Source organism: Geobacillus sp. LEMMY01 (genome assembly GCF_002042905.1).
In the GTDB taxonomy this organism is placed as follows: Bacteria; Bacillota; Bacilli; order Bacillales; family Anoxybacillaceae; genus Geobacillus; species Geobacillus proteiniphilus.
Window position 1 is genome coordinate 1 of record NZ_MVKA01000053.1, and the last position, 16,159, is coordinate 16,159.

14 protein-coding genes and 4 pseudogenes are annotated in these 16,159 nt (G+C 45.6%); 12 read left to right on the forward strand and 6 right to left on the reverse strand.

What is annotated here, in order from left to right:
- Window positions 1–270: pseudogene (locus tag B1A75_RS19595) on the forward strand (IS1634 family transposase); the annotation flags it as partial.
- A 66-nt stretch (window positions 271–336) separates the two neighbouring features.
- On the opposite strand, the gene B1A75_RS18200 reads toward B1A75_RS19595, so the two are convergent.
- The 4 genes from B1A75_RS18200 to B1A75_RS19605 all read right to left on the reverse strand — a co-directional run bounded on the left by B1A75_RS18200 (window position 337) and on the right by B1A75_RS19605 (window position 3,903).
- Window positions 337–1,239: a phage portal protein gene (locus B1A75_RS18200; protein ID WP_254866658.1), complete on the reverse strand. Its 903-nt coding sequence runs from the start codon at window positions 1,237–1,239 to the stop codon at window positions 337–339.
- Window positions 1,240–1,258: 19 nt separating this feature from the next.
- Window positions 1,259–2,653, reverse strand: a complete 1,395-nt coding sequence (gene terL / locus B1A75_RS18205; RefSeq protein WP_079936662.1) for a phage terminase large subunit — start codon at window positions 2,651–2,653, stop codon at window positions 1,259–1,261.
- On the reverse strand, window positions 2,628–3,161 hold the full coding sequence (locus B1A75_RS18210; protein WP_079936663.1) for a hypothetical protein: 534 nt from the start codon (window positions 3,159–3,161) through the stop codon (window positions 2,628–2,630). Before B1A75_RS18210 ends, terL begins: the two co-directional genes overlap by 26 nt.
- A gap of 250 nt (window positions 3,162–3,411) precedes the next feature.
- Window positions 3,412–3,903, reverse strand: a complete 492-nt coding sequence (locus B1A75_RS19605) for a hypothetical protein (protein ID WP_176202446.1) — start codon at window positions 3,901–3,903, stop codon at window positions 3,412–3,414.
- A 627-nt stretch (window positions 3,904–4,530) separates the two neighbouring features.
- Between B1A75_RS19605 and B1A75_RS18225 the strand changes: the two are divergent.
- Window positions 4,531–6,190 (forward strand): annotated as a pseudogene (locus B1A75_RS18225) (IS1634 family transposase).
- Window positions 6,191–7,088: 898 nt separating this feature from the next.
- Here B1A75_RS18225 and B1A75_RS18235 read toward each other — a convergent pair.
- A complete protein-coding gene (locus B1A75_RS18235) occupies window positions 7,089–8,276 on the reverse strand; it encodes an IS701 family transposase (protein WP_139761765.1) in 1,188 nt (395 codons plus the stop codon).
- A gap of 508 nt (window positions 8,277–8,784) precedes the next feature.
- On the opposite strand from B1A75_RS18235, the pseudogene B1A75_RS18240 reads away from it, so the two are divergent.
- The 5 genes and pseudogenes from B1A75_RS18240 to B1A75_RS18255 form a co-directional block, all read left to right on the forward strand.
- A pseudogene (locus tag B1A75_RS18240) lies at window positions 8,785–8,994 on the forward strand (cation transporter dimerization domain-containing protein); the annotation flags it as partial.
- A gap of 374 nt (window positions 8,995–9,368) precedes the next feature.
- A complete protein-coding gene (locus B1A75_RS20580; RefSeq protein ID WP_303048397.1) occupies window positions 9,369–9,497 on the forward strand; it encodes a hypothetical protein in 129 nt (42 codons plus the stop codon).
- A gap of 262 nt (window positions 9,498–9,759) precedes the next feature.
- On the forward strand, window positions 9,760–10,401 hold the full coding sequence (locus B1A75_RS18245) for a copper amine oxidase N-terminal domain-containing protein (protein ID WP_074044704.1): 642 nt from the start codon (window positions 9,760–9,762) through the stop codon (window positions 10,399–10,401).
- A gap of 15 nt (window positions 10,402–10,416) precedes the next feature.
- Window positions 10,417–10,713 (forward strand): hypothetical protein, encoded by a 297-nt coding sequence (locus B1A75_RS18250; protein WP_074044703.1) that lies wholly within the window; start codon window positions 10,417–10,419, stop codon window positions 10,711–10,713.
- A gap of 2 nt (window positions 10,714–10,715) precedes the next feature.
- Entirely contained in the window at window positions 10,716–11,012 is a 297-nt protein-coding gene (locus B1A75_RS18255; protein WP_079936666.1) for an FAD:protein FMN transferase, read from the forward strand.
- Between the two features lie 90 nt (window positions 11,013–11,102).
- On the opposite strand, the gene B1A75_RS18260 is transcribed toward B1A75_RS18255, so the two are convergent.
- Window positions 11,103–12,323, reverse strand: a complete 1,221-nt coding sequence (locus tag B1A75_RS18260; RefSeq protein ID WP_079936667.1) for an IS110 family RNA-guided transposase — start codon at window positions 12,321–12,323, stop codon at window positions 11,103–11,105.
- Between the two features lie 218 nt (window positions 12,324–12,541).
- Between B1A75_RS18260 and B1A75_RS18265 the strand changes: the two genes are divergently transcribed.
- The 5 genes and pseudogenes from B1A75_RS18265 to B1A75_RS18285 form a co-directional block, all read left to right on the forward strand.
- Window positions 12,542–13,234: an FAD:protein FMN transferase gene (locus B1A75_RS18265; protein WP_079936668.1), complete on the forward strand. Its 693-nt coding sequence runs from the start codon at window positions 12,542–12,544 to the stop codon at window positions 13,232–13,234.
- 2 nt (window positions 13,235–13,236) lie between these two features.
- Entirely contained in the window at window positions 13,237–13,785 is a 549-nt protein-coding gene (locus B1A75_RS18270) for a ferric reductase-like transmembrane domain-containing protein (RefSeq protein WP_074044701.1), read from the forward strand.
- Between the two features lie 6 nt (window positions 13,786–13,791).
- The gene (locus B1A75_RS18275; RefSeq protein ID WP_066233436.1) at window positions 13,792–14,460 is read left to right on the forward strand and encodes a response regulator transcription factor; all 669 of its coding nucleotides are present in this window, start codon (window positions 13,792–13,794) and stop codon (window positions 14,458–14,460) included.
- Window positions 14,453–15,733, forward strand: coding sequence for a sensor histidine kinase (locus B1A75_RS18280; protein WP_079936669.1), 1,281 nt, complete (start codon window positions 14,453–14,455; stop codon window positions 15,731–15,733). Before B1A75_RS18275 ends, B1A75_RS18280 begins: the two co-directional genes overlap by 8 nt.
- 58 nt (window positions 15,734–15,791) lie before the next feature.
- Window positions 15,792–16,103 (forward strand): annotated as a pseudogene (locus tag B1A75_RS18285) (DUF6444 domain-containing protein); the annotation flags it as partial.
- Window positions 16,104–16,159 lie beyond the last annotated feature (56 nt).

The window sequence follows — 16,159 nt, forward strand, 5'->3', positions numbered from 1 at the left end:
TATTTGTTTCTGTTGGCCTGCGCTAGTTACCGCGTTTTTCAGCGCCGAGTGCGTGAGTTTATTACTCCAGAAGACCCGTAGAAGGGTCCTGGAGGCCGCAAGCTGACCCGGCCGACGGGACAGGCGATTTTTCAGCTGTTTCAATATGTGAACGTCGTCCTGTTCAAGCTGCCGGATGGGCGCATCCAACGCTCACTGGATCGCTCCCTCACCCCTGATCAGCGAAGGATTCTGCAGGGATTGGGCATGGATGAGAGCATCTACGTGTAACGTGATACGGAACGACCAGCGATGGTAAAAAAAGGATTGCCATCGCTCGTTGTGTTGGTCAGAAAGTTATTCTGAAAAACGAAATAAAAAATCCTTTCTTTCAACCCTGTTAGGGTGCGAAATGTGAGTCTTAATGTCCTGCTGAAAGTAACGGCGGATCAACTGCTTCGTTTGCTCGTCGAGTTCCGCGCCTGTCACCGTCACGACATACGCCGGAACGGCATGATTTTCAAAGAAACTGATGTTGTACTCCGCCCGCTCGCGGTCGGAAATAATCGCGCTTAACGCAGGCAGGATGTCCGGCAGACCGTAGTAATCACTCCGGCTCGTGTAATTGTGGACATGGATAATTTCCGTCGCTCGCCGCTCGGCCGGAATCGAACCGGCAGGGGCAATTTCACCCGTCATGTAGTCTACGTCGTTTTCAAAACCGAACCGTTTGAACCATACTTTCTTCACACCGCGGATTTGGCAATATCGGTTCATATCCTGATGGACGCGAACCGTATGCGCTGGAATATGCTCAAGACCGATCAGCATTCCATCTTCGTCTCGAATGACTTCGTAATAGCCGTTGCCAATGGAATCGTAGTCCACCATCACATTATTGTTGATGTCGGTCAGCGTCTTGTATGGGTTCGGGTTCTCTAAAAACTGCATCGCGATCTCGCGTTGCTGTTCGCTTGGGTTGTTCGTTTTCGCCTCAAGATACCATCCCAATCCGGCCGTATCTCTCGCTTTTGTTTTGACCGCCCGATAATGGTACGGGTTGAGCTCAAGCAGTTGCGCCAGCGCTTCAAGATTGTATAGGGGTTCGACAAGCCCCAATTCCCCATACGCGCTGCCAAAACGGTCGCTTGGAAGGGCTCTCGATTCCCCTTGCTTGATGGCGTAGCGTTCAAGCGTGCTTTCCTCGATGATTTCGCCGTCGCTTAACACATATGCCTTGGCCACTGCTTGTTTCTCCATGCCACTTCCCTCCCTTCTGTTAGAAGATGTCGACTTTGATTGTTCCTTTCGTTCCAGCTCGGTCGAGGTATCGCAACGCTTGTGACGTGGCGTCCACTTGGTCGTCGGTCGGTGCGTTCGGGAACGCCACCAATTCCTCGACGTAATCATGCACCCACGGCGCGATGCTCGGATGCGGAATGTAGACGTTTCCCGCTTCAAACTGCGGCGACACCGCATTCAGCCTCTCGACTTTCGTTCCGTTCGGCACAACCGGCAACATGCCGCTGATCTGATGCCGCAACGCGTTGATGATCGCCGTCCCGTTCGCGCGGTCTTCGATGAGTTTCGCATGCGCCTGCGGCCACTTGGACGTCAGTGAGACAATCGCGCGGATCGACTCGGTGAAAGACAGCTTCGCACGAACTTGGTCAAGCAGGTATTTGTCCGCTCCTTTTCTTCCCCACACCTGTCCGACAACAAACGAACCGTCGTTCGTATCCTTGAATGCAAAGTCCCACGATTGAATGTATTCGTCCATTTGAGAAGGAGCTTGCTTGTAATATTTGAACCACGAGCGGTGAATGATTGCGCCGCTTGGCGGCGTTGGGCGCTGTTGATAGAGCGCATTCCATGTTCGCGATCCGACTGATTTCTTCGTTTCCTCTGCCCATTTCTCGTCAAATCCGTACTCCGGCCACAGCGGCTCGCCGATTTTCCGCCCCAACAAATCGTTTTCGGAATCGCAAATCGCAGGAAGTGAAAGCACCGTCCAGCGCTCTGGCTCGTGTTCGAGCAGCCGTCCGGCAAGGTCGTCTTCATGCCACCGCGTCAAAATCACAATCACCCGTCCGCCGGGTTGCAAACGGGTAGATAGCGTGTTTTGCCACTCATTCCACAGCATGTTTCGATACGTGAGCGAATCCGCCTCTTTGCGGTTTTTGATTGGGTCGTCAATGATGAGCAAGTCCGCCCCTTGGCCGGTGATCCCGCCGCCGATCCCGACCGAAATCATCCCGCCGCGGTATTCATCTATATCCCAACTCGTCACCGAATTGACGTCTCTTGAAAGACGGATGCCGAACAGTTCCTCGCCGAACCATTCGATCTTTTGCCGGTTCGCTTTCCCGAACCGCCTTGCCAATGAATCACCGTAGGAGACTTCGATCACTCGCCGGTCCGGGTTCCGGCCGATAAACCATGATGGGAACGTCTCTGTAACGGTCATGGACTTGGAATGACGCGGCGGCATGAATATCATGAGACGGTCGATTTCACCGCGTTCCACTCTCATGAGATAATCACAAATTAAATCCGAATGTCGAGACGGACGATAGCGCCCAAAATGGGTGTATTCCAAATAGACCGAGTAATCTTCTTTGGCCAACTCTTTTTCGAGCGTATCTAAATTATTCAGAATCTCGCTTAATAGCATTGCGCTTTCGGATAAGTCGCTTGATAAGCTCCCTTGCTTCTTCGTCTTCGAGAAGCTCGCTGGCGATGTTGTGTTCCACTCTGACTTCGTATTGCCCATGAGTTGCCACCTGCCCCGAATGGTTCAAGTCTGCTGTTAATCGCTCTTTGCGCCCCCACCGTTCGGGGAACTTTCTCTCCAGCCGCCATGCCGCCGCCTGCCAATTTTCCTCCGCTGCCTTGCCGATAATCGCCACATCCCGTATCTCCGCTTGCGCCAACGCCTTTTCTATTGCGTTGGATAACTCAACAAACGGCGCTTCACTTTTCTTCGGTCGGGCGTTCGGGTTCTTCGCGAGACGCTCCTTCTCCCTCGCACCGCGTTTCAGCCAATCATAAAATGTTGTTTTGTTGATGCCGACATAAGCGCAAGCCGTTTCAATGTAATTACCTGCCCGAATCACTTTGACGAGTTCCTCCTGCAATTCGGGAGTAAGTTTTATTGGCCGTCCCCTTTTGTTCCTTGTCATACTCACTCACCGCCTTCAACTTTATTTTTTAATATGTGTCAGCGTGAAATAAACTCCAAATAAAAAAGCACCCTGAAGGGTACTAATTATGCAAAGACTGAAACGCATTAAACACAGCTTGCCCAATTCCATATAACTCATATTTCGCAACCTTTGCATAATATACAAAAAATAACCCAAATATTCGCATAAAAATAATTTTTTATACAAAAATTGTAAAATAATTAATTTTTATTCGGTCAAATCGGGCTTATTTCGAATTTTTATTCAGGGTGCGAAATGTGAGATATAAAGTTTGAATAGTTCCGATATCTGCTGTAAATTCACCAATTTTCCTCATGATTTTTCTATATTTACTTTCTGCTTCTTCATTCGTTTTTGATTTCATTATTTCCATTATTTCTACAAGTAATTGAAATAGTTCATCTTGATTTTCAATATTCTTTTGTAATAAAAGCGTAACTTCTGAAAGAAAAGCCGTGTTTTTTTCTATTCCTTGTAAAGCACTTAATACGGCTTTTCTGTACTCGAGTTCTTCTTGTTTTTCACGCTCCTTTTGTTCTGCAAGCCGTTGTTGTATCTCCCTCATACGATTTACCGTTGCATTAAATTGATCGCTGATTTGATAATTTGTTAATGATTCTGGGTAAGTAAATTTTAACCGGTCGCTCAAATTTAAATCCTCAAACACTTTTTTAATGTTCTGTTGTGATTGTGATATTTTTTTAAAATTATCATCCATATAACGCCCTCCTTCCGCCTACCCAATACGACAAAAGGAGGAATTTTCCTACATCGCTTCTTCGTCAAATTCCGACATTCGTACTCATCACTAAAATAAAGAAGCCGCCGCTCAATCGGCGACAGCCTCTTTATGGGGAAGGGGTTTGTTGGGCTCTTCTCGGTTAGTCTGCTCCACTCACTCGCATACATAGTAGAGGGTATTCATTTGTTCAATATCATTTTATCACAAAAAAACGTGCCAAAACTGACATGTTTTTGACGTTTTATCGCCCTTCGCATTTCGCCGGTTCATTTCAACAAAGGATGGATTTCCCTGCCTTATTTTTCGCCAATTTCCGACATTTGTATGCATCGCATAAACGGGCAACAAACAAGATACGGCACCTGCCACTTTGCCCATATGCAATTTCTGCACCTATGCCGTTCATAAGCCATTTTTGCTTTTTCTTTGTCGTCGTACAAATACATCACCGCAAACCTCACTTCATGCTCCCACTGTAAATTCTATATTACATTGGCTTATTGCTCACATTTCGCACCCTCCCGACGAAAATCGGGAGGATTTTTTCGTTCTGATATCGAATGAATCCTTGACACACAAGAAAAGTGAAGGAGTTTTTCTCTCATGGATGTGAAAATCAAAGGGGTCTATCGCAATTCTTATTTGAATATCATAAGTGTTCTGGTCAAAAAACTGGGCCTCCCCCACTTGATTGACCATCTTGTGCCCGTCGATCCACAGTGCCAAACGCGAGTCAGCGATGCGGTTCAGGCCATTCTCTACAATCTATTTGACGGCCGGCAAGCCCTCGTTCACTTGGAACAATGGGGTCACACGATCGACATCGAGAAACTCATCCGTTCCGGGCTCCATCCTTCCCAGTTGAATGACGATGCGTTGGCCCGCCACCTCGATCGTCTGTATGAGGCCGGCATTCATCATGTCATCGGCGCTTGCTTGATTCACATTTATCGCAAAGAAGGCCTTTCCCTCCGAGCCTTTCACGCCGATACGACGGACAAAACGGTTTACGGAGCGTATGAATCGGCCTCGTTAGAGGCCTTGCAGATCACGCATGGCTACAACCGGCATCATCGTTGGCAAAAACAGATCGGTTTCGGACTGGTCGGCAACGAGGACGGCATCCCGTTTTACGGCGATGTGCACGACGGCAACCTGTCTGATAAAACGTGGAATCCCGAGGTGCTGTCCCGTGTCCATGAACAGCTGAAGCAAGCCCACCTCGACGACGAATGGATGTACGTGGCCGATTCCGCCGCCATGACGAAAGACACCTTGGCGCAGACGAAAGCCGCCAATGCCTTCTTGATTCACCAGAGGCCCTTCGTCGCTTCGGATCGTGAAACGGGCATTAGCGGAGGCCGATTCGCCTCACATCCCGTGGAGCGAACCCTTTGCCTTGGCAGAGCGAAACGGCGCCACGCATCGGGTATGGGAAACGGCCTCGACCTATGAAGGCCACCCGGTTCGGCTGATCGTCGTCGAATCGAGCGCGCTCGACCAGCGCAAAGGAAAAACGCTCGAAAAAGAGCGGGTCAACGAAGCGGAGCTTCTTCGCGAGGAACAAGACCGTTGGGAGCGCCATCCCTTCTCCTGCCGGGAAGACGCCGAACAAGCCTTGACATCCCTCAAGGCGTCCCTTCGCCCTCGGTTTCATCGGGTGGAGGCCGCGGTCGAAGAGATCATGCGTCCGAAAAAACGGCGCGGACGGCCGAAAAAAGGGGCGGAACCCGAGATGGAGACGCTGTATCTCCTGCGCCTTGACATTGAATTCGATCACGAGGCGTGGGAACGGGCGAGACGGAAAGCGTCCCGATTTGTCCTTGTCACGACCGTTCCGGAGGAATGGAACGGTCAACCGATGGAGGCGAAAGAGATCTTGAAGTTGTATAAAGGCCAAATCTCCGTGGAGATGAACTTCTCTTTCTTGAAAGACCCATTCTTTACGGATGAGATTTACGTAAAAAAACCGGAACGGGTCGCGGTATTGGGCTATTTGTTTCTGTTGGCCTTGGCGATTTACCGCGTCTTCCAGCGCCGGGTGCGTCAGTTCATCACCCCGGAACACCCATTAAAGGGCGCGGGAGGTCGGAAACTGACCCGACCGACCGGACAAGCGATTTTTCAATTGTTTTGGTATGTCAGAGTCGTCCTGTTGGAACTGCCGGATGGACGAATTCAACGCGCGTTAGGTCGACCGCTCACGTACGAACAGCGAAGGATTCTGCAAGGATTAGGGATGGACGAGAGCATTTACGTCTAACGGGATCAAGAACGACTAGCGATGGTAAAAAAAGGATTGCCATCGCTCGTCGTGTTGGTCAAAACGTTATTCTGAAAAACTAAATAAAAAATCCTTTCTTTCTACCCTGTTAGGGTGCGAAATGTGAGATATAAATATCCGAGTTCATTTAATTTTTTTGTTACTGTATCGATGAATTGCTTAGGAGAAATCACTAATGCATAGTTCCCAAATTCCTGTTTTAAAGCTGATGCGTTAATTCCCGTTAAACAAAACACCGGTTTGTAAATTAACTCGTCGAATGTGAGAGTGAGCCTTGCGGAAATTCCTTCAATCAATACTTCTTCAGTTTCAGGATGAAGCATTTTGATATTTATATTCATAACATGAGTAGCTTCAAGGACATCTCCAATACCTTTCTTCCCGTGTTACTTCTCCCAATCAATATACGCCTTAAAATTTTTCATATGTAGTGTACCTGACTGAAGCATTTCTAAATATTTTTTCTTTGAGAACTTCACAAACAGATAAGCATGATCATTACTTAAGCCATAATCCAGTAGATTCCTTTCCATAATAAAATTTCTTCTCCTTACTATGAATTCCATTATGTCTAAGCTAGTTCTTTTTAATTACCCATATCTTATATTTTTGTGTAATTGGGTAATTCGCCGAATCCGTTGATATTCCTGCGTTCACTCAATATACAAAAATGAATTACACACTTCAAAAGATACGTTGCATCCAACGATATATGATAAAATAATACAAAATATTAAAAAAGCACTTTACATTACTTTATTTACCTTATAAAATAATTATTGTAATAATTAAAATTTATCCCAATTATATTTATACTGTAGATGAGCATTTTTCATTACAATAATTTCCATGGTTAGAGAGACAAACAGGGAACCCCTTAGGCGACATGGAGCTGTTTTTTGATCACATCAATGGGAATCTCTTGCTTCGCGGCGTTATAAATGAACTCGACGACGCTGTGGCCTTTCCGCGATCGAAGAAGCTCCAATCCGGTGGAGAGGTCTTGCTGGGATTCCGCTATGCTGTACACGCAGGCCAAGAGCACCACCGCCCAATACCGTTTCACCGCCCGAATGTGGCGGACGCGGTATCCATCCAGCTTCAGTTGATCTTTCGCCTGTCGGAAAAAGCATTCGATTGTCCAACGCTGGGCATAGTAACGCAAGATGTCTTCATCGCCTAGCTCCCGGTCGGTGCTCAAGACGCAATGGAGATGTTCCGGTGTCATCGGCTGATCCGCCTTCCAAGCCAGCAGCACCACCGCGTCATCGAGGCCATGGATCGCCCCCTCATAGCGATACACGCGGTAACGCTCCTTCCCCACCGTGACGAGGCGGGTGTCTTGGGGCTCGATATAGCGGGCGAACTGCTTCGCTTGGATCGCAATGCCTTTCGGATAAAGAATCCGGTTCGTCTTGAGCATCGCGATGACATGAAATCCCTTGCTCAAGCAGGCTTCGATGAGCTTTTTGGACGGGTACCACGAATCCATGAGCACATACACCGGCCGATCCGGTTCCACCTTGAGTGAGGAAAGCATCTCGATCGCCAGGTCGATTTTGCTCCTTCCCGCCGCCTTATCATACAGACGAAACGCGAACGGAAACGCCTGCGTGAAGGTGTGCACCATCAGCCAAACGAGCGAATGCCCCCAGACCGATTGATGATCTTTGTGAGAGAAATGCCAACCACACCCTTGAATGGCGTGYGYWGCCCGTGACGAAGGCTTCGTTTTTTGGCAAATGGTATCATCAATCGAAACAAAAAGGGGTTGATTCTCCCGTTTGGCGATTCGCTTGATGCGATGAAGGATCCATTGCTGGAGTTTGCGAAGCAACGTCTCTTCATCCCAAGGGCTTTTCGTGAAAAAATGGCTGARCGTTGTTCGATGATTGGGATGAAAACTCCAGTGATGGAGATCCGTCAGCGTTCCCGAGAATCCCTTGGTGGTCAAGGCATCGATGATATGAACGAGATGCTTCAGAACCGGCTTCGAGAAATGCAATGCCAACCCCAATGCGAAGAAAAACTTGTGGATTCCTTGATGATGTGCTAATCTATTCATGAGACATGAACCTCCTTGTGAATGGTTGGTTAGCACATCTATTTTAACCAAGGAGTCGGGTTCATGTCTCCTTTTTTGTTTGGTTGTCAATTTATGTTAGTGAATTTGCTCATCTACAGTAATAAGAAGAAAGAGTGTGATTAGCAAATAAAATAAGTGTAATATTCAAAAATATCAAAAAATATTTCTTGGTTATATAAATTCAGATTAATTTTTCGACATAAGTATCTGTCCGATTACCTTGAAGTAATTTTTTTGGAAAGCCAGAGAAATACTCCAAGAACGAATATTGCGTGTAGCATGAGGTGTTGTGTAAGCAGGACTTCTGAAAAAAAAGAAGGCGGAGTAAGACTCCGGCCTTCTTGACCACGTGACCACATTTTGACCACATTTTTAATAGAAATCAATGATTTTTGTTAGATTTTATAGATTGGATAAGCTTCGAAATTGGCTTAAAATCAATGATTAATAAACATAAGAATAATTTGATACAAATCAATAGATCACTGATGGGGTGATCGATGTCCACGATTTGCATATTTGGACGATCACCTCGGGGCTTGATTCGTTAAGCTGCCATTTGCTCATTGAGGAAGGATGCGATGGACAGGCGGTTTTGCAGCGGGCGATTGATTTGGTCGAAACGCGCTTTCACATTCGCCATGCGACGATTCAAATCGAAATGCCGCACATTCGTCATGGAGAGATGGAAGTATAGCGGCGCGGAGGCCGGCATTCGCTTTCATCCAGCTGCTAAACGATTGTATGGAAAAATCAGGAGTTTGTTGCAAACTGTTGCTTTAGGCAAGGGCATGTACGGGTTTGTTTGATTTGTTTGATATATACTTGTATTTTGCAAATAATTGATTTTGTTCTACTGCTTTATCTTTTAGGTTGTTTTTTGTGACAATCGCCATTGAGCGTAAACGGGCCGCCGCGAGGGACGGGCGCATAAACGTCTCATAGGGAGAGAATTAAGGAGAAGATGCTCGAGCAAAAGTGTCAACTGTATAGTCGGCCGTTTTATTAAGCGTTGCTTAGGATTGGATGGCGTTTAGGCAAGGAAAGCTGAAAAACGAAAGGACGTGATAAATGATGAAAGTGATCAAGTGGGTTTTTGTCTGTTCCGACAACGAAAAAGAGTGCTGCCGTATCGAAATCGAAGAAAAAGCGTCAGAAAAAGAAGCGGCAGAATGTTGTACAGTTGAGTGCTATTGTTAATGATTTAGGGAATGGCGTTAAACCTCACATTTCGCACTCGAGCAGAGTGGGCGGAAAAGATTTTTTGTTTATTCTTTTGAGATCATTTTTGAACCAAAATACGACGAGTGATGGCCATTCTTTTTTGCCGTCTCTCGTCGTTCTTTATAAGCATACATACTTTCGTCCGCTCTTATCTCTTGCAAAATCCCCATTTTCATTTTTTTTGCAGAATCGCTGTTTACAATAAGGTTAAAAACAAGGAGGAAAGGAGTAATTCTTTATGAGGAAAATAACGCTCAGTGTATTTGTATGTCTCTTTCTTTTTGCGTTATACAGCACTTCTTCTATCTATGCTCATGATAATGAAAAATATGAATATGAGCTAAAAAAAGGTCATGCGGATAGGTATGAAGACGAAGAGGATTATGAAGACTATGATGAAGATAGGGACGAGTACAATCATGGGTATCGAAGTGAAGGGGTTAATCGAGAGGAACAGACTATTGTAAGAAGAGAATATTGGTATAAATGGTCGCGTTCAGCAGATATTCCAAATGAGTATGAGGAAACTCCCATTTCTTCCAAACAAATTGTACCGATTCGTCTGATGTCTAAAGCTCCACTCTATATAATGGTTATTCCTAAGCAAGGGCAAATATTTGTACCCCTTGAGGATACAGCTAGATATTTAGGTGCTTCTGTGACAATTTATCCTTATTCGCAAATAGGTGAAATTCAGTTGGGTGACCATTATTTAATTGTCAGAAATGGCACAAGGGTGGTTTACGAAAACATGAAAAAGACACCTATGCCGCTTCCTATCTTTATGGAGCAGGGAAAACTCTATATTCCCATTAGTGTGTTGGCTAACGGTCTAGGGTTTCAAGTAGCATGGACTGGAGAGCAAATCCAAATTGATTAACAAGGAGGCGTTTGGATGAAAACGAACAAATGGGTAAAATGGGTTGCCGGTTTGGGAGGTGTTACTTTATTCACTGCATTTCTTCAGCTAGTAGACAGCTCGGAAATGGATCAGCAGAAAACTAACAGTTCCCCTACTGCCACTGCTGAGAAAAACAATGAAACGATGAGACAACGCGAACAAGAATTAATGTCTTTGGATTGGAATGAAGGAAATTGGGATGTTCAATACTCGAATGAAGTGATTACATTGACGCCAAAGGGCCAATCTTCTGGGTTGCCGCCGTCGGAAAATCGAACAAGGAGATCATAGTTATGGGCACGAAACAATCACTGGAATTCAACGGAATGGGAACAACGATTAAAGTAGAAGTGATTACGGATAAGATATCTATTGACTGGAAAACAATGATGCGAACTTGGTTTGCAACTTTTGAATCGATTTGTTCCCGTTTTCAAAGGGACAGTGAATTGGCAAGATTAAATCAATCTCCGTCATGGATGATTGTTCCTATCCATCCCATCCTGTATGATGTATTGCAAGCAGCATTTCAATATGCGGCAAAAACAGACTTTTATTTCAATCCGTTTGTCGGATCTATCCTATCCTGAAAACACCAATTAACAAAAAACGATCCCCACCTAGCCTTTGGAATTAGATTCCAAAGGAAGGTATTTCAGTATATATATGGTTTCTTCATGCTACGCACTGGTCTTCTCCAGTTTCACTTCGTACCCTAACCCCTCTAGCCGTTTCACCGTTTGGCGCACGATGGCGGCCTCCCGTTGCTGATCCCAGTARTCGGCTCCCAACTCTCGATACGGTTCCTTTCGCGTTAAGACCGAATAGATGATTTCCAAGATGGTTCTCCCGACCGCGACACTCGCTCGATTCGCTCCTCTTCGTTTGGCGATCCGATGATACTTGGCCGATAGGTACGTGTTCTTCGTTCGGGCGGCGGCACGGGCGCATTCCACCAGACACGCCCTCAGTTTCTTGTTCCCTTTCCTCGTTCGGCCTGACAACCGTTTCCCCGCACTCTCATGATTCCCGGGGGCCATTCCCGCCCATGAGGCCAAGTGTGCGGCCGTAGGGAACCGGCTCATATCCGTCCCGATTTCCGCTATAATTTGTTCTGCGCTTTGCCGCCCYACTCCCGGAATGGTCTCCATGAGCTCCAGCGCTTCATGAAAAGGGCGCGTTCTCTCCTCGATCTCTCGACTCAACCGGGCAATCGCTTCGTCTAAATATTCAATATGCCGRCATTGTTCCGAAAGCATCATGCGTTGATGCGGCCCCATGATTCCTTTCAAGGCGCGCCGGAGCTCTCCGATTTTTTGYTTCAGCCGCCCTTTGGCGAGTTGCGCCAATACCGCCGGATCGTCCGTTCCTTCGATCAGGGCTCGAAGRATCYGCTGAGCCGACACCCCGTTGATGTCCGATACAACCGAAGCCAGTTTGATGTTGGCTCCTTCCAGCACTTTTTGGATGCGGTTGAGCTCCCGAGCCCGTTCCTCGATCAAACTGCGCCGATACCGAACTAGTTCCCGAAGCTCCCGCTGAGCTCGATCAGGAATGCAGCTCCCTCGGAGCAGTCCGTGGCGAAGCAAGTCCGCGATCCATTCCGCATCTTTCACATCCGTTTTTCGTCCGGGAACCGCTTTGATATGTTGGGCATTGACGACCAGCACTTCGATCGACTCTCCTTCGAGGAGATGATACACTGGCTTCCAATATACGCCCGTCGACTCCATGGCCACGTGCGTCACCTGTTTTTGTTTCAGCCACTCCACCAACTCCTCGAGATCGTCGGTCATCGTGCCAAACGTGCGRATCTCTTTGCCTTCAGGGGTTAGGACRCAAGCCGTGATCGATTTCTTATGCACGTCCAATCCRCAACAGCGTTCATACAAGACGCGCATCGGTCTCCCTCCCTGCTTCATTCTCCAAAACAGCTGGTGCAGCAGCCTTTGTTCMAGCATTCTATCCTGCGTGCTTCCCARAAGGGAGCGACATTCCGTGGTGCACCAGGCTGCTGGGGTCCGTCTATCCTTCGGACTTTTCCGTACCATAGATCTTGCGACCTCATGACCCCAGCTGCAAGGAGACCATTCGACAGAAGGTGGTTTTCATCCTTCCGATGGTGACGAAATTTTTTTGTCATGGGAGTCTATCTATCTTAAAAAATATGGGATATGAACGTCCTTTTCAAAAACAACAGCCGCTTTTTCTCGAATATAAAGAAAACAAAAAAGGTGGATGCTCTGTACCTTCAAGAAAAAGTATATCGTTTTTTCCAAACCAAAAAGCAGTCATGAAACATACTGATGAAGAAATTGACCTTGGTGGGATTGGAAAGGGATGGAGCGTTGATCAGGCCCATCGTTTATTAAAAGGGATAGGTATAGAACAAGGAATGATCGATGCTGGAGGGGATATGGTGATTTGGGGGGGAGCTCCCCGGAAAATAGGCATCATGAATCCTTTTGCAGAAGACGAAGATATTGCGAATTTCATTATTGGCGCGGGAGCAGTGGCGACTTCTAATGTTCTTTATCGGAGTTGGAGCGTAAGAGGGAGAAGATTTCATCATATTATTCACGGTCAGACGGGGAAAAATCCGGAAAGCGATGTCGTGCAAACGACTGTGTTCGCTAGTTGTGCCTCAGAAGCAGATGTGATTGCCAAAATACTGTGCATGATGTCTGCAAAGGAGGGAATTCGGTGGTTAAACAGACATTTTCCTAAAGCAGCATGCATCATCGTCAACGAAAGTGGGCAGCTGCTGATCACCCCTTCTGTTTCGCGGTACGTTGAAAGGTTGGTGGTTTAAAGATGATCCAGTTTTCAACTTGGGAATGGATTCGGGCGGCTGGATTTAGTTCCTATTTTCTTCTTTTTCTATCTGTCTGTTTGGGGGTTATTCAAAATGCGAGCATGATCAGTAAAAATGTGCGCCATGTGCTTTTTCAAGCGCATCAAATGATGGGATGGTTTGCTTTTCTGCTTGCTTTTTTTCACGGTTTTTTGCTTTATTTTGATGATTATCAGCCATTTTCTATACAAGAAATTTTCATCCCGTTTCTCTCCAGATATCAACCGTTTTTTACCGGGTTAGGGATTGTTGCTTTCTATTCCATGTTCTTTATATTTATAACGAGCGATTTTATGAAAAAGATTGGGCGGAACATATGGAAAACGGTTCATTATCTCATTTTTCCAAGCTTCATTCTCGTCAGCATCCATGGAATTTTCATCGGGACAGATAGCAAAGAAACCTGGGCGCAATACGTTTATATTAGCGCTGTCGTTTGTTTTTTCGTTCTCATCGTCTACCGGTTTTTTTATAAAGCAACGCCAAAAAGCAATCGCAGCCGAGGGTGAGAGAATATGTACATTCTATTAGCAGAAGATGATACACGGCTCGGAAAACTGATTGTTTATATGTTAAAAAAAGAAAAATACATTGTGGATTGGGTGCAAGATGGAGAGGATGCTTATTATTTTGCCAAACAGTCGGATTATGATCTGTTGATTCTTGATTGGATGATGCCGCATAAAGAAGGAACGGAAGTTTGTCGAGCGTTGCGAAAAGAAGGGTTTCAGGGAGCGATTTTGATGTTAACGGCAAAGGATGCAGTTGAAGATCGAGTGACTGGGCTTGACTGCGGGGCGGATGATTATGTCGTAAAGCCGTTTGAGTTTTCTGAGCTTTTCGCCCGGATTCGCGCTTTATCTAGGAGAATGACTCAGCCGTTTCGGGGAGAAGAGCTTTCAGTAGGAAGCCTCTCGTTGAGTCTAAATGAATATTCCATAAAAAAAGGAGACAAAAAAATTCAATTGACAAATCGCGAATTTCAATTGATGGATCTGTTTATGCGCCATCCGAATCAAATATTGACGAGAGAGGCAATCATTGAGCGGGTTTGGGGGCTTGATGCCGATATTTCCAGCAACAATATTGATTCTTTTATTCGGATTTTGAGGAAAAAACTGGGGGACGACGGCACTTTGATTCAAAATATCCGAGGGGTAGGGTATAGGCTGAACGATGAATGACAAAATGTTCAAACAAACGCGCTTCCGGCTCACCCTTCTTTTTGCAAGTCTCATTGTTGTTTTTTTTGTTTTATTTACCTCGGCCAGTTATATGATCGTGTCTTCGTTGATTATGACGAAACAACGGCAGCAAGCAATCGATTTGGCGGAAGAGAAATATATGGAGCATAAATTTGAGCTTCTCAATTGGTATTATAAGAATGCAGACGATGATGATACGGATGAGAGCATTTCTGCCCATCATTCCAGCATGCCATTTTTTTATTACGTCATTACGCGTGATGGAGAAGTCATTAAAGGAGAAGAATCTTTTCCCGAGATTCGAGAGAATATTTTACATCGGATTCATGGATGGCGTCCAGGCAATAAAGACGTCCGTTACGAAACAGTAACAATAGGCAATGAGAAAATATGGTTCCTTCTTTCAGGAAAACAGGTGTTGATAAAAAAAATATATATCGGAACGATTTATACGGGAATAAACATAACGGAGCAAGTCTACATTGTCAAAGTGTTGACAGGTGTATTGTGTGTGATGTCCATTGTATTTATAGGGTTGTCTGTTGTCCTCGGGTACTATATGTCTGGCAGAGCAATGGTGCCGATTGCGAATGCTTTCAAACGGCAAAAAGAGTTTGTTGCTGACGCTTCTCATGAACTGAGAACTCCTTTAAGCATTCTTCAATCCTCAATTGAGGTGATTGAATCAGAAGAAAAAGGAAAATTAGGGGAGTTTTCCTTGCAAGTATTGGATGATATGAAGGATGAATTAAAGAGAATGACCAAGCTCACGAATGATTTATTATGGTTGGCTCGCTCTGACTCCAATGCGATTACGTTGACAAAAGAATGGTTTCCGTTGTTTCCTGTCGTCAATGAGCTGATCAGGAAATGCCGCCCTTTGGCGGAGCAAAAGCAGATTCGATTCACTGTCCATATGCAAGAAGACATAATGGTATATGGGGATAAAGAGAGAATCATCCAATTAATGTTTATTTTATTGGATAATTCTGTAAAATATAATAATGAAAATGGACAGGTCAGTATAAAAGTTGAACGTAATCGAAAAAATGTGATGATTGAAATTAAGGATACAGGAATTGGAATCCCTATAGAACATCAAAAATATATATTTGAAAGATTTTATCGCGTTGATCCATCGCGTTCGCAAAGACAACAAGGATATGGGATTGGTCTTTCGATCGCCAAATGGATTGTTGATGCCCATGGCGGAACGATTGTAACTATTCAGCCACATCATAAAGTGAGCTGAATATTTTTTGCTTTTCCTGTCCATGATGTGAATATTGATAGACAAGGAGGTGAATCACATGTTGACGGTACAACAAGCTGTATTTACAGTTGAGGGCTTAATCGGCAAAGTCCAACAACAAAAACAGCTCATTCATCAACTCGTTCAAGAAAATGAACATTTGCGTCACGAAAACAAACAACTACGCAAAGAAAATGAACAACTGAAGTACCGTGTTCAAGAGCTGGAAGCACGCACGAAAAAAAACAGCTCCAATAGCCATTTGCCCCCATCTTCTGACCGTTTTGCCAACACACGTTCTTCCCGTCAACCATCTGGCAACAAGCCAGGCGGACAAGAAGGACATCAAGGAACGACGCTCCGTCAAGTGTAACATCCACATCATCGTGTCGTCCACCGTGTGCATACGTGTCAAGGATGTGGAGC

Coding starts and splice junctions, on each gene's coding strand:
- B1A75_RS18200 (WP_254866658.1), bottom strand. CDS start 1,239: ATGGAGAAACAAGCAGTGGCCAAGGCATATGTGTTAAGCGACGGCGAA.
- terL (WP_079936662.1), bottom strand. CDS start 2,653: ATGCTATTAAGCGAGATTCTGAATAATTTAGATACGCTCGAAAAAGAG.
- B1A75_RS18210 (WP_079936663.1), bottom strand. CDS start 3,161: ATGACAAGGAACAAAAGGGGACGGCCAATAAAACTTACTCCCGAATTG.
- B1A75_RS19605 (WP_176202446.1), bottom strand. CDS start 3,903: ATGGATGATAATTTTAAAAAAATATCACAATCACAACAGAACATTAAA.
- B1A75_RS20580 (WP_303048397.1), top strand. CDS start 9,369: ATGATGAAAGTGATCAAGTGGGTTTTTGTCTGTTCCGACAACGAAAAA.
- B1A75_RS18245 (WP_074044704.1), top strand. CDS start 9,760: ATGAGGAAAATAACGCTCAGTGTATTTGTATGTCTCTTTCTTTTTGCG.
- B1A75_RS18250 (WP_074044703.1), top strand. CDS start 10,417: ATGAAAACGAACAAATGGGTAAAATGGGTTGCCGGTTTGGGAGGTGTT.
- B1A75_RS18255 (WP_079936666.1), top strand. CDS start 10,716: ATGGGCACGAAACAATCACTGGAATTCAACGGAATGGGAACAACGATT.
- B1A75_RS18265 (WP_079936668.1), top strand. CDS start 12,542: ATGGTGACGAAATTTTTTTGTCATGGGAGTCTATCTATCTTAAAAAAT.
- B1A75_RS18270 (WP_074044701.1), top strand. CDS start 13,237: ATGATCCAGTTTTCAACTTGGGAATGGATTCGGGCGGCTGGATTTAGT.
- B1A75_RS18275 (WP_066233436.1), top strand. CDS start 13,792: ATGTACATTCTATTAGCAGAAGATGATACACGGCTCGGAAAACTGATT.
- B1A75_RS18280 (WP_079936669.1), top strand. CDS start 14,453: ATGAATGACAAAATGTTCAAACAAACGCGCTTCCGGCTCACCCTTCTT.